The organism is Cupriavidus sp. MEYA8 (genome assembly GCF_059278825.1).
The window spans coordinates 1,876,833-1,889,600 of the sequence record NZ_CM181222.1 but is presented as its reverse complement, the minus strand read 5'-3'; the positions used below and the strand labels follow the sequence as shown (position 1 = coordinate 1,889,600).

Sequence of the window (12,768 nt, the reverse complement as noted above, 5' to 3'; positions counted from 1 at the left end):
GGGTGAAATTCGGATCGATTACTTCTTGGCCGAGCTTTGCGGATTCAGGTTGGTCAGGCGACCGCTTTCGGTGCCGGCAGCGGGGTCGATGACGGCGTTGACCAGCGTGGGCTTGCCCGACCGCAGCGCTTCGTTCACCGCGGCTTCGAGTTCCGCCGGCGTGGTAACGTTGGCGCCGACGCCACCGAACGCTTCCATCATCTTGTCGTAGCGCGCACCCGGCACGAAGGTCGTGACCGCCGGGTCCTTGCCGCCGGTCGGATTCTTGTCGATGCCCTTGTAGACGCCGTTGTTGTTGAAGATGACGATGCAAACCGGCAGGTTGTAGCGGCAGATCGTCTCGACTTCCATGCCCGAGAAACCGAACGCACTGTCACCGCACAGCGCCAGCACCGGCTTGCTGGTCTCGACCGCCGCGGCGACCGCGTAGCCCATGCCCACGCCCATCACGCCCCAGGTACCCACGTCCAGGCGCTTGCGCGGCTCGTACATGTCGATCACGGCACGGGCGTAGTCCAGCGTGTTGGCGCCTTCGTTGACGAACGAGATGCCCGGGTTCGCCTTGACCACATCCTTCAGCACGCTCAGCGCGCCGTGGAAATTCATCGGCGCGGCATCCCTGGACTTGGCCAGGGTCTCGGCCATCTTCGCCAGGTTCTTGTCCTTGCGCTCATCCACCGCGTTCAGCCACTCGGCGGGCGGCCTCGCGAAGTCGTTGCCGACCTTGCCGAGGATCGCCGACACGCACGAACCGATGTCACCCACCACCGGCGCGGCGATGGCGACGTTGCTGTCCATCTCGGTCGGCGCGATGTCGATCTGGATGAATTGCTTCGGGCCACCCCAGGTCTTGCCCTTCCCGTGCGACAGCAGCCAGTTCAGGCGGGCGCCGACCAGCATCACCACGTCGGCTTCAGCCAGCACGTACGAGCGCGCGGCCGAGGCCGATTGCGGGTGCGTATCGGGCAGCAGGCCCTTGGCCATCGACATCGGCAGGTACGGAATGCCGGTCTTCTCGACCAGCGCACGGATATCCGCATCGGCGCGTGCGTACGCGGCACCCTTGCCCAGCAGGATCAGCGGGCGCTTGGCGCTCTTCAGCAGCGCGACGGCACGGTCGACCGAGTCCGGCGCAGGCAGTTGGCGCGGGGCCGGATCCACCACCTTGATCAGCGACTTGCGGCCCTTCTCGGCTTCCATCGACTGGCCCAGCAGCCTGGCCGGCAGGTCCAGGTACACACCGCCCGGACGGCCCGACACGGCGGCACGAATGGCACGCGCGACACCGACACCGATGTCCTCGGCGTGCAGCACGCGGAAGGCGGCCTTGGCGTGCGGACGGGCGATGGCCAGCTGGTCCATCTCTTCGTAGTCGCCCTGCTGCAAATCGACGATCTCGCGCTCGCTCGAGCCGCTGATCAGGATCATCGGGAAGCAGTTGGTGGTCGCATGCGCCAGTGCCGTCAGCCCGTTCAGGAAGCCCGGCGCAGACACGGTCAGGCAAACGCCCGGCTTCTGGGTGAGAAAGCCGGCAATCGCTGCCGCGTTGCCTGCATTCTGCTCGTGACGGAAGCTGATGACGCGCATGCCGTTGGCCTGCGCCAGCCGAGCCAGATCGGTCACCGGAATGCCGGGCAGGCCGTAGATGTTTTCAATGCCGTTCAGCTTGAGCGCGTCGATGACCAGATGAAAACCATCGGTCTGTGCCTGATGTTCTTCCGCGGCGTGACGCTGCAGCTCGTTTCCAACTTCTGCCATGGTTGCTTCCTTCTATACGAATTGACTGGGGTTGGATTTCTTCTACTTCAGGGGGTCTGCCGCGGTGGTGTCTCGGCCCGCTTCGCTACGACTTCGGACATGCTTGGTCTCCTCGTTGAACTCGTGTTCGTGGTGCGCGGGGACTATCCCCCTTGCTTCAACCTCTGCCGGTTCGTTCAACCGGTCTTGATGACATACGGTATGTGATATATCAGAGAACGGCAAGCTCTTTTCCTACTCTGCGACGAACTTTCGTCAGTGCACCGCAGCAAACCAGCTTGTATCTGCGCTCAAATCGGCACAACTCCTTAATCTGTGGGAATCATTCTCCCTTTGCACAGATGCAGGAGTTCAATCGCAAGCGAATAGCCTGCGACTTCCAGCCAATAGATATATTACATACAACGTTTTGAGACGCTTTAAGGCCTTCTGAAATGACTTGCGGGATCCTCAACTTCTCATGCCTGCCCCTGCTCCCGGAACAGGAACGTCAGGCCCACAGCGGCGCCTGGCTTTGTTGCAGCATGAATCTGTGGATTGATGCTAACTGAGGCTTAATTAGTCTTGGCTTAAAGTTTTTTATCGTATCTATTCATGACTGTTTATATATCGCGGAAATGGCATGAATTTGGGTGCAGGGATGGCATCGAGGACCACCGGTGGCATCCCCGCCCGTGGAAAACCCCTACGCCGGCGTTTCCTCCAGCTGTCGCAGCAGCGCATCGACACTGCCCTTGGCGTCGCCAAACCACATCCGCGTGTTGTCCTTGTAGAACAACGGGTTGTCGACCCCCGCGTAGCCCGCTGCCATGCTGCGCTTGGACACCACCACGGTCTTGGCCTTCCACACCTCTAGCACCGGCATGCCGGCAATCGGACTGGCAGGGTCCTCCAGCGCACCCGGGTTAACGATGTCGTTGGCGCCGACCACCAGCACCACGTCGGCTTTCTCGAAGTCGTCGTTGATCTCTTCCATTTCCAGCACGATGTCGTACGGCACGCGCGCCTCGGCCAGCAGGACGTTCATGTGCCCCGGCAAGCGGCCGGCCACCGGGTGGATGCCGAAGCGGACGTTGACGCCCTGCGCACGCAACCGCCGCGCGATCTCGCTGATGGTGCCCTGCGCCTGCGCCACCGCCATGCCGTAGCCGGGCACGATGATGACCTCGTTGGCATCCTTGAGCAGGCTACTGACTTCCTCGCTCGATACCGGCAGCACCTCGCCCTGCTCCGCCGCCGCGCCCTGCGCCTGCACCGCGCCGAAGCCGCCCAGGATCACCGACAGGAACTTGCGGTTCATGGCCTTGCACATGATGTAGCTGAGGATGGCGCCGCTCGACCCCACCAGCGCGCCGGTGATGATCAGCAGGTCGTTGCCCAGCATGAAGCCGGTCGCCGCGGCCGCCCAGCCGGAGTAGCTGTTCAGCATCGACACCACTACCGGCATGTCGGCGCCGCCGATGGCCAGCACCAGGTGCGCGCCGACCAGCAGCGCGATCACCGTCATCGCTGCCAGCGGCACCAGCCCCTGCTGCACATCCGGCGCGCTGAGGAAGGCATAGCCCAGCCACACGCACACCGCCAGCGCCCCGGCATTGAGTACGTGGCGGCCCGGCAGCAGCATCGGCTTGCCGCCCATGGTGCCTTGCAGCTTGAGGAAGGCGATGATCGAGCCGGTAAAGGTGACCGCGCCGATCAGGATGCCGAGGTAGGTCTCGACCTCATGGATCGCCTTCTCCGCGCCGGCCAGCGTGGTCGGCTCCAGGTAGTTGGCGTAGCCGACCAGCACCGCGGCCAGCCCGACGAAGCTGTGCAGCACCGCCACCAGCTGCGGCATCTGCGTCATCTCCACGCGTTTGGCCAGCACCGCGCCGGCGATGCCGCCCGCCAGCATCGCGCCGATGATGATGGGAACGCCGTCGGGCGTGCCGGCCAGCACGGTGGTCACCACCGCGATCGCCATGCCGGCGATGCCGAACAGGTTGCCGCGTTTGGCGGTGGCAGGATGGCTCAGCCCGCTCAGGCTGAGGATGAACAGCGCGCTGGCGCCAAGGTAAGCGATATTGCTGATGCCGGAAGGCATGGCTCGGTCTCCTTTGCCTTTGTATTCAGTCGCGCTGGAACATCTTCAGCATGCGCTGCGTGACCAGGAAGCCGCCGGCGATGTTGATGGTCGCAACCAGCACCGCGCAGCCCGCGATCACCGCCGTCAGCAGCGACGGCTTGCCCAGCTGCACCAGCGCCCCCACCACGATGATCCCGCTGATGGCATTGGTCACGCTCATCAGCGGCGTGTGCAGCGCGGCGGTGACGTTCCACACCACCTGGTAGCCGACGAAGATCGCCAGCACGAACACGGTGAAGTGCGCCATGAACGCGGGCGGCGCCACTGCCCCGAGGGCGAGCAGGGCAATCGCCGCCAGCCCCAGCGCGACCAGCGTCACTCCGGTGCGGTTGCGCGGCGGGGGGGCTTCCGCCTCCACCGGCGGCGACGCGGCCGGCGCCTGCTGCTGCGGTATCGCCACCGTCAGCGGCGGCGGCGGCCAGGTCACCGCGCCCTGGTGCTGCACCGTGGCGCCGCGGATCATCTCGTCGTCCATGTTGACCACGAGCTGGCCGTCCTTGCCCGGCGTCAGCTCGGTCAGCAGGTGGCGGATATTGGTGGCGTAGAGCTGGCTCGACTGCGCCGCCATCCGGCTCGGCAGGTCGGTATAGCCGATGATGGTCACGCCACCGCGGCGCACGCTTTCGCCCGGCACGGTGAGTACGCAGTTGCCGCCCTGCTCGGCGGCCAGGTCAACCACCACGCTGCCGGCACGCATGAGCCCGACCGTCCCGGCTTCCAGCAGCTTCGGCGCCGGCTTGCCGGGGATCAGCGCGGTGGTGACGATGATGTCGACTTCGCGCGCCTGCTCGGCAAAGAGGCGCATCTCCGCCTCGATGAAGGCGGGGCTCATCTCCTTGGCGTAGCCGCCGCTGCCGCTGCCGTCTTCTTCGATCTCGACGGTCAGGAATTCGGCGCCCAGGCTCTCGATCTGCTGGCGCACCACCGGGCGCGTGTCGAAGGCGCGCACCACCGCGCCCAGGCTGCGCGCCGCGCCGATCGCCGCCAGCCCCGCCACGCCCGCGCCGATCACCAGCACGCGCGCCGGCGGGATCTTGCCCGCGGCGGTGATCTGCCCGGCAAAGGGCCGGCCGAAGGCATGCGCGGCCTCGATCACCGCGCGGTAGCCCGCCATATTGGCCATGGAGCTGAGCGCATCCAGCTTCTGCGCGCGAGAGATGCGCGGCACGCAATCCATCGCCAGCACCGTGGCGCCGCGCTGCGCCAGCCGCTCCAGCATCGGCATCTGCTGCGCCGGCCAGACAAAGCCGATCAGCGTGGCATGCTTCTTCAGCAGCGCCGCCTCTTCCACGCCCAGGCTGGGGTGGACCTGCGGCGGGCGCACCTTGACCACCACGTCGACCGACGCCCACAGGCTTGCCGCATCGACGATGGCGGCGCCGGCGGCGCGGTAGTCGTCGTCCGAGAACGAAGCCTCCTGGCCCGCGCCGGTCTCTACCGCGACCTGGTAGCCGAGCTTGAGCAGTTCCTTGACCGAGTCCGGGGTGGCGGCAACGCGCCGCTCGCCCGGGTGGACCTCGCGGGGCACACCGATCGTCATTGGCATGGCATTCACCGTATCGAGTTTTGGGTTGGGTCGCGCTCAGCCGCGCACGTGGTTGACCAGCGAGCCGATGCCCGCGATCGACACCTCCACCACGGCGCCGTCTTTCATCGAACCCACGCCCAGCGAGGTGCCGACGGCAATCACGTCACCGGGCATCAGCGTCAGGTCTTGCGAAATGCGGCTGACCTGCTCTTCCGGCGAGAAGATCATGTCCGACAGCGGATAGTTCTGCCGCTCTACGCCGTCGAGCCGCGTGACTACGCTGGCGGCGCGCCAGTCAAAGCCGGTGACGATGGCCGGGCCGACGCAGCCGAAGGTGTCGAAACCCTTGGCGCGCGTCCATTGCGGGAAATTGGGATCGGCGGCGATCAGCTCGGCCGCAGTCACGTCGTTGACGATGGTGTAGCCGAAGATATGGTCGCCGGCCTCCGACACCGGCACATTGCGCGCCTTCTTGCCGATGACGATGCCAAGCTCGCCCTCGTAGACGATCTTGCCGTCGTAGCTCTTGGGGCGCTGCACGGCGTCGTTAGGGCCGGCCAGCGACGATGCCGGCTTGATCAGGAACAGCGGGTGCGTCGGCACCGGCTTTTCCAGCTTGCGGGCGAGCGCGTGGAAGTTGTTCCACAGCGCCACCACCTTGCCGGGCTGGCATGGCGCGACCAGCGTCAGCGCGGCGCGCTCGTGCACGGCGCCGGTGGGCGCGGCATGGTTGAAACCGTCGCTATCGTATTCGACCACGCGATTCTGGTCAGGGCCATCGAGACGGCCATGGCCGATGCTGCCGTCGGCGCGGCGAAAGCGTATCCAGGTTTGCACGGCAATGCTCCTTGCGCAGGCAAAGGCGGGCCTGCCTGCGCCGATATCGGTTGCAGGATCTTGTAAAGGGAAATGGGAATGAGATCAGGGCTGGCGCGTCCGCCCGTCGTTCCCGCGCAGGCGGGAACCCAGTGACTTCAAGAGACGTCGCTGGATTCCCGCCCACGTGCCCCGGGGGGTATGCGCGGGAATGACATCGGTACGCTCACACACCCGCTCCCGGGCTACCGCCTCATACCGCCCCGGCCAGCTTCATCGCCGCGATCTGCGCGGGCGTGCGGCCCAGCCATTCGAGGATCTCGTCGGTATGCTCGCCCAGCAGCGGCGAGCGCTCCACCTCCACCGGCGATGCCGACATCGTGATCGGGCAGCCCAGCTGCACGTAGTTGCCGCGCTGAGGATGCTCCAGCTCGACCAGGTAGCCGCGCTGGTACAGCGACTGGTCCTCGATCAGGTCCTTCATCGACAGGATCGGTCCGCACGGCACATCCACCTCGTTGAGCGCGGCCATCACGTCGAACTTGCTGACCTTGCTGGTCCATTTCTCGATCACGGCGAAGCAGTCGGCCAGGTGCTTGAGGCGCGCTTCGGGCGTGGCGTAGTCCGGGTTGGTGATCAGGTCCTCGCGGCCGCACAGGCGCATCAGCGGTTCCCAGCCCTGCGGCTGGATGATGACGTAGACGTAGTCATTGGGGCCGCCCGGTGCGCAGCGCAGCGCCGCGCCCGGCTGGCCGCCGCCCGAGGCATTGCCGGCGCGCGGCACGTGGTCGCCGAACTCCTGGTTCGGGTACTCGCGCAGCGGGCCGTTGTCCAGGCGCTGCTGGTCGCGCAGCTTGACGCGGCACAGGTTCAACACCGCATCCTGCATCGCCACCTCCACGCGCTGCCCGCGGCCGGTATGCTCGCGCTGCAGCAGCGCGGCGAGGATGCCGACCACGCAATGGATGCCGGTGCCCGAGTCGCCGATCTGCGCGCCGGTCACGGTCGGCACGCCTTCGGCATCGCCGGTGGTCGAGGCCGAGCCGCCCATGCACTGCGCCACGTTTTCATACGCCTTGCAGTCGGCGTACGGCCCCGGGCCGAAGCCCTTGATCGACGCATAGACCAGCCGCGGATTCAGGTCCTGCAGGTGCTCCCAGTCGAAGCCGGCGCGCGCCAGCACGCCGGGCCCGAAGTTTTCGATCAGCACGTCGCTGCGCTGTACCAGGTCTTCGAGCAGCGCCTTGCCTTCGGGCGTCTTCATGTTCAGCGTCAGGCTGCGCTTGTTGGAGTTGAGCATGGTGAAGTACAGGCTGTCGGCGTTGGGCACGTCGCGCAGCTGGCTGCGGGTAATGTCGCCGCGGCCGGGCATCTCCACCTTGATCACGTCCGCGCCCAGCCACGCCATCAGCTGCGTGGCCGACGGGCCTGCCTGGACGTGGGTCATGTCCAGGATGCGAACACCTTGCAGTGCCTTGGTTTCCATTGCGAAAGTCTCCTTTTAACCGCTGATTTTGTAGCTCTTGATGACATACGGTATGTGATATATCAGAAGAGAGCAAGAGGAGATTGGCAGTCGCAGCAGAAATATCGACGATGCGCCGCAGCATAAGCAGAAAAAGAGACGCTTAGTGCGGGCGATGCCGCAGACATCGGCACTGGATCCTCACATTGATATATCACATACCATCTGGCGAAATGCATCGATGCCTGCACAAAACAAAAACGGCGGACCGAAGTCCGCCGTTTTGCCCTGCCCTGCTCGCCTCAGTCGAGGAAGTCGCAGTGCTTCTCCACGTAGTCCGCCAGGTCCAGCGAATGCTGCCGCACCAGCCGCTCGGCCAGTTCGGTATCGCGCTTCTCCAGCGCCTCGATGATGCGCAGGTGATCCACGATCGACCTTGCCGCCCGGTCGCTCTGCGAGATCGTCATCTTCCGGATCGCGCGCACATGGATAAAGATATTGCGGATCGTGTCCATGATGATCTGCGACCTGGACAGCTGCACGATTGCCTGGTGGAACGCGATATTGGCGTCGGAATACTCCTCGATATGTTCCGCCGGCGTCGAATCGCGGAAGCTGTCGAACATGCGTCGCAGCTGGGCGATTTCCTGGTCGGTGGCATTCTGCGTGGCAAGGCGCGCCGCCATGCTCTCCAGCGCCGCCCACATCTGGATCATCTCGACGATCTCGCGCTTGGTCTTGCGCATGATGTAGATGCCCCGGCGCGGCACGGTGCGCAGGAAGCCTTCCTGCTCCAGCAGTGTCATGGCTTCGCGGATCGGCGTGCGGCTGACGCCCATGGCTTCGCTCAGCACTCGTTCGTCGAGCCGGATCTCGTCGTGCGACTGGTAGATATCGGCGTCGGCAATGGCCTGCCGCAACATGGCATAGGCCTGGTCGCGCAGGCTCGCGCCGGCGTTGATCGGTTGCACTGACAAGGTCAGCCCGTTGGGCTGGACGATGGATTGTGGTTGCGCAGACATGGAATATGCTCGTGTGAGACCGGTGGCGCGGCGGCCGGAATGGCTGCCCGCCGCATTTCCGCACAGCTTAGCAAAACGCCCGACTCATTACGAAAATGCATCAAGCAATACGTTGCGGTCATGCATCGGCACCGTCAGCGTGCGCGGTCTGTCGTATATGGTATATCACAATCGTCTTGCCATTTCTTGCCCAAAAGCGGGCCAGGCGCAACATGGGCGCCGCCCGCTCGGGGCGGGAGGGCCAGACCCGTAGCCGCTCCCGTCACCAGCCAACGCCAGCGGTTACGCCGCGAGCTTGGCCATCGAGTCGCGCTGCTTGATCAAACCCAGCACGGCGTCGCACATCGGCGTCGGCTGCCCGACCAGCCGGCCCATTTCCTGCACCACCGTGAGCAGCGGATCGATTTCCATGGCGCGCCCCGCCTCCAGGTCCTGCAGCATCGAGGTCTTGTGCGCCCCAACCGCTCCCGCCCCGTCGATGCGCCGCTCCACGTCGACGCGGAACTTGACCCCGAAGCGCTCGGCAATGCCCTGCGCCTCCACCATCATCTGGCGCGACAGCGCGCGCGTGGCCGGGTCCGAGGTAATGACATCGAGCGTGGCATGGGTCAGCGCGCTGATCGGGTTGAAGCAAAGGTTGCCCCACAGCTTCAGCCAGATCTCGTCGCGGATGTTGTCGCGCACCGGCGCCTCCAGGTCGGCCGCCATCATCATTTCGCTGAGCCGGGTCACGCGGGCCGAACGGCTGCCATCCGGCTCGCCCAGCGGGAATTTCTTGCCATACACATGCTTGATCACGCCGGGCGCGATGATTTCGGCAGCCGGATAGACCACGCAGCCGATCGCGCGCTCCGGCCCGAAGCCGCGCCATTGCCGGCCGCCCGGGTCGACACTTTCCAGCGTCGATCCCGCCAGCTCGCCGCCGTGCTTGTAGAAATACCAGTAAGGAATGCCATTGACGCCGGTCACGATCGCGGTTTCCGGACCCAGCAGCGGCTGGATCAGGTCTACCACGCCCGGCACCGAATGCGCCTTAAGCGTAATGAAGACGTAGTCCTGCGGCCCCAGTTCGCGCGGATCGCTGGTGCAGCGCACTCGCGCCGCGCGCTCCTCGCCGTCGATCAGCAGCCGCACGCCGTGTTCCTGCATCGCCGCCAGGTGCGGGCCGCGCGCGACGAAGCTGACATCGGCCCCCGCGCGCGCAAGCTGCGCCCCGACATAGCCGCCGATGGCGCCCGCGCCGTAGATACACACTTTCATTTGCCTGTCTCCTTGATGGCTCGATTGGATTTTTTGATATATCACATACTATATTCCACTAAGCCGCAAAACAACCTTTATCTTTGCGGACACATTTAGGCAAGCGGCGCTGCGCTAACATGAAGCTTCGTGCGCCTGGAACGATGCCCGGGCGCCGGTTGCTTACCAACACCGGAGCCCACTGATGGAATCGTCGCTGGCTTTGCTGCAGGACCCCGCCGCCTGGGCGGCTCTGGCCACGCTGGTGGCCATGGAAATCGTGCTGGGGATCGATAACCTGATCTTCATTTCGATCCTGACCAACAAGCTGCCCGCAGAGATGCGCGAGAAGGCGCGCAAGGTCGGCATCAGCCTGGCGCTGCTGATGCGCCTTGGCTTGCTGGCCACCATCGCCGTCATCGTCAAGCTGACCGAACCGGTCTTCACGATCCTTGGCCAGGGGCTGTCGTGGCGCGACATGATCCTCATCGCCGGCGGCGCCTTCCTGGTATGGAAGGCCACCCGAGAGATCCATCACCACGTCACCGCCGGCGAGGAAGGCGAACACAATGGCACCGGCAAGGTGGCGCACAGCTTTGCCGCCGCGATTGGCCAGATCCTGGTGCTCGACCTGGTGTTCTCGATCGACAGCATCATCACCGCGGTTGGCATGACCGAGCATGTCCAGATCATGTTCGTAGCGGTGATCGCCGCTGTGATGGCGATGCTGTTCGCCGCCACGCCGCTGGCCAACTTTATCAACCGCAACCCGACCATTGTGATGCTGGCGCTGGCCTTCCTGATGATGATCGGCATGACGCTGATCGCCGAAGGGCTCGGCACGCATGTGCCGAAGGGCTACATCTATACGGCGATGGCGTTCTCGGCCGCGGTGGAAGGGCTGAACATGCTGGCGCGGCAGCGGCGCCACGCGCGGCGCGCGCGCGGCGAAGCCCACTGAGCGTCAGGCGGCACAATGTGAATCTTGTGCCGCAGCAGGCTGTAACAGACGGTGTCCGAACTTTTCCCGGGAAACGCCGTCTTTTAGAGTTCTGCTCAACCCTCGGACAAGAAAAGGACGCTTTCGCCACATGATGAACCGCCGAACCCTGCTGGTCTCCGCCACCGCCTCAGCCGCCCTGGCCGCGCTGGGCATTACCCCACCGGTGCTGGCGGCCAGCCGGATCAAGCTCGGCGAGGCGCAGCCGTTCGGCTTCGACGCCCTGATCGAGCGGGCGCGCGCGCTGGCTGCCAAGCCCTATGCGCCCCCGCCCTCGCCGCCTGCGGACGTGCTGTCGCGCATCGACTACGATGCCCACGGCAAGATCCGGTTCCGCACCGACGATGCGCTGTTTGCCAACGGCCCGGGCCAGTTCCCCGTCACCTTCTTCCACCTCGGCACCTACTTCCGCACCCCGGTGCGCATGCATGTGATCGAGCGCGCCAAGGGCGGCGGCGGGCGCGCGCGCGAGATCGTCTATGACGATGCCTACTTCGACATGCCGGCCGACAGCCCCGCGCACAAGCTGCCGCCCGGCAGCGGCTTCGCGGGCTTCCGTTTCCAGGAAAGCCGCCTCGGCGACCAGAAGACGCGCGACTGGCGCAAGAACGACTGGGTCGCCTTCCTGGGCGCCTCCTACTTCCGCGCCATCGGCGACCTGTACCAGTACGGGCTGTCGGCGCGCGGCATCGCCATCGACGTGGCCGAGGCCGGGAAGCCCGAGGAATTCCCCGCCTTCACCCATTTCTGGTTCGAGACCCCGGAAGGCAACGGCGATACCGTCACGGTCTACGCCCTGCTCGACGGCCCCAGCATCTCCGGCGCCTACCGCTTCGTGATGCAGCGCGCCAAGGCCGTGATCATGGACGTGGAATGCGCGCTGTTCCTGCGCAAGGACGTCGCGCGGCTGGGACTGGCACCGCTGACCTCGATGTACTGGTTCTCGGAAAGCATCAAGGGCATCACCGACTGGCGCCCGGAAGTCCACGACTCCGACGGCCTGGCCATCTGGAACGGCGCCGGCGAGCATATCTGGCGCCCGCTCAACAACCCGCCCCAGACCACGGCATCGGCATTCTCCGACGACAACCCCAAGGGTTTCGGCCTGCTGCAGCGCGACCGCCTGTTCGACCACTACCAGGACGGCGTCAACTACGAACGCCGCCCGAGTCTGTGGGTCGAGCCGCGCGACGGCTGGGGTGCGGGTGCCGTGCAACTGGTCGAGCTGCGCACCGACGACGAGATCCACGACAACATCGTCGCCATGTGGGTGCCCAAGGCGCCCGCCAAGGCCGGCGCCACCTACCGCCTGCGCTACCGCCTGCACTGGCAGGCCGACGAACCGAACCCGTCGCCGCTGGCGCGCTGCGTGGCCACGCGCCTGGGCAACGGCGGCCAGCCCGGCCAGCCGAGGCCCAAGGGCGTGCGCAAGTTCATGGTCGAGTTCAAGGGCGCGCCGCTGGAAAAGCTGCCGTTCGGCGTCAAGCCCGAAGCCGTGCTGACCGCTTCGCGCGGCACCTTCTCCTATGTCTTCACCGAAGCCGTGCCCAACAACGTGCCCGGCCACTGGCGCGCCCAGTTCGACCTGACCACCGATGGCAAGGGGCCGGTCGACATCCGCCTGTTCCTGCGCCTGGACGGCAAGCCGCTGTCCGAGACATGGCTGTACCAGTACCACCCGCCCCAGGCGTAAGCCTCCGTCGTAAGCCCCAGTCAAAAGCCCGCCCCCGGCGCAGCCGCCAGCCGGCGCCGCTTTGCAGGATATTGCGGCGCCGTGATGTCAGGCGCGCTTGAGCGGGTATGATGGCTGGCTAC

Annotated in this window: 9 protein-coding genes; 2 read left to right on the top strand and 7 right to left on the bottom strand. The window is 65.5% G+C overall.

The annotated features are described in order from the left end of the window. Nucleotides 1–18 precede the first annotated feature (18 nt). The 7 genes from oxc to AC5WJ1_RS25665 all read right to left on the bottom strand — a co-directional run bounded on the left by oxc (nucleotide 19) and on the right by AC5WJ1_RS25665 (nucleotide 9,974). Nucleotides 19–1,758: an oxalyl-CoA decarboxylase gene (gene oxc / locus AC5WJ1_RS25695; protein WP_494476668.1), complete on the bottom strand. Its 1,740-nt coding sequence runs from the start codon at nucleotides 1,756–1,758 to the stop codon at nucleotides 19–21. Between the two features lie 685 nt (nucleotides 1,759–2,443). Continuing rightward, nucleotides 2,444–3,841, bottom strand: coding sequence for a Re/Si-specific NAD(P)(+) transhydrogenase subunit beta (pntB, locus tag AC5WJ1_RS25690; protein WP_494476667.1), 1,398 nt, complete (start codon nucleotides 3,839–3,841; stop codon nucleotides 2,444–2,446). A gap of 25 nt (nucleotides 3,842–3,866) precedes the next feature. Next, on the bottom strand, nucleotides 3,867–5,429 hold the full coding sequence (locus AC5WJ1_RS25685; protein ID WP_133094392.1) for a Re/Si-specific NAD(P)(+) transhydrogenase subunit alpha: 1,563 nt from the start codon (nucleotides 5,427–5,429) through the stop codon (nucleotides 3,867–3,869). Nucleotides 5,430–5,465: 36 nt separating this feature from the next. Beyond that, nucleotides 5,466–6,248, bottom strand: a complete 783-nt coding sequence (locus AC5WJ1_RS25680; protein ID WP_494476666.1) for a fumarylacetoacetate hydrolase family protein — start codon at nucleotides 6,246–6,248, stop codon at nucleotides 5,466–5,468. Between the two features lie 232 nt (nucleotides 6,249–6,480). After that, nucleotides 6,481–7,713 carry a formyl-CoA transferase gene (gene frc, locus AC5WJ1_RS25675; RefSeq protein WP_135702915.1) on the bottom strand — a complete coding sequence of 411 codons (1,233 nt, stop codon included), beginning with the start codon at nucleotides 7,711–7,713 and terminating at the stop codon, nucleotides 6,481–6,483. 281 nt (nucleotides 7,714–7,994) lie between these two features. Beyond that, nucleotides 7,995–8,714 carry a GntR family transcriptional regulator gene (locus AC5WJ1_RS25670; protein ID WP_029047003.1) on the bottom strand — a complete coding sequence of 240 codons (720 nt, stop codon included), beginning with the start codon at nucleotides 8,712–8,714 and terminating at the stop codon, nucleotides 7,995–7,997. Nucleotides 8,715–8,996: 282 nt separating this feature from the next. Beyond that, nucleotides 8,997–9,974, bottom strand: a complete 978-nt coding sequence (locus tag AC5WJ1_RS25665; protein ID WP_133094389.1) for a 2-dehydropantoate 2-reductase — start codon at nucleotides 9,972–9,974, stop codon at nucleotides 8,997–8,999. A 184-nt stretch (nucleotides 9,975–10,158) separates the two neighbouring features. Here AC5WJ1_RS25665 and AC5WJ1_RS25660 point away from each other — a divergent pair, with 184 nt between their 5' ends. Both AC5WJ1_RS25660 and AC5WJ1_RS25655 read left to right on the top strand, forming a co-directional pair. After that, nucleotides 10,159–10,914 (top strand): TerC family protein, encoded by a 756-nt coding sequence (locus AC5WJ1_RS25660; RefSeq protein ID WP_133094388.1) that lies wholly within the window; start codon nucleotides 10,159–10,161, stop codon nucleotides 10,912–10,914. A 130-nt stretch (nucleotides 10,915–11,044) separates the two neighbouring features. Continuing rightward, nucleotides 11,045–12,646 carry an OpgD/OpgG family glucan biosynthesis protein gene (locus tag AC5WJ1_RS25655; RefSeq protein WP_434034533.1) on the top strand — a complete coding sequence of 534 codons (1,602 nt, stop codon included), beginning with the start codon at nucleotides 11,045–11,047 and terminating at the stop codon, nucleotides 12,644–12,646. Nucleotides 12,647–12,768 lie beyond the last annotated feature (122 nt).

Bases quoted from the DNA above. Each gene is read 5' to 3' on its own strand.
- oxc (WP_494476668.1), bottom strand. From the start codon at position 1,758: ATGGCAGAAGTTGGAAACGAGCTGCAGCGTCACGCCGCGGAAGAACAT.
- pntB (WP_494476667.1), bottom strand. From the start codon at position 3,841: ATGCCTTCCGGCATCAGCAATATCGCTTACCTTGGCGCCAGCGCGCTG.
- AC5WJ1_RS25685 (WP_133094392.1), bottom strand. From the start codon at position 5,429: ATGCCAATGACGATCGGTGTGCCCCGCGAGGTCCACCCGGGCGAGCGG.
- frc (WP_135702915.1), bottom strand. From the start codon at position 7,713: ATGGAAACCAAGGCACTGCAAGGTGTTCGCATCCTGGACATGACCCAC.
- AC5WJ1_RS25670 (WP_029047003.1), bottom strand. From the start codon at position 8,714: ATGTCTGCGCAACCACAATCCATCGTCCAGCCCAACGGGCTGACCTTG.
- AC5WJ1_RS25665 (WP_133094389.1), bottom strand. From the start codon at position 9,974: ATGAAAGTGTGTATCTACGGCGCGGGCGCCATCGGCGGCTATGTCGGG.
- AC5WJ1_RS25660 (WP_133094388.1), top strand. From the start codon at position 10,159: ATGGAATCGTCGCTGGCTTTGCTGCAGGACCCCGCCGCCTGGGCGGCT.
- AC5WJ1_RS25655 (WP_434034533.1), top strand. From the start codon at position 11,045: ATGATGAACCGCCGAACCCTGCTGGTCTCCGCCACCGCCTCAGCCGCC.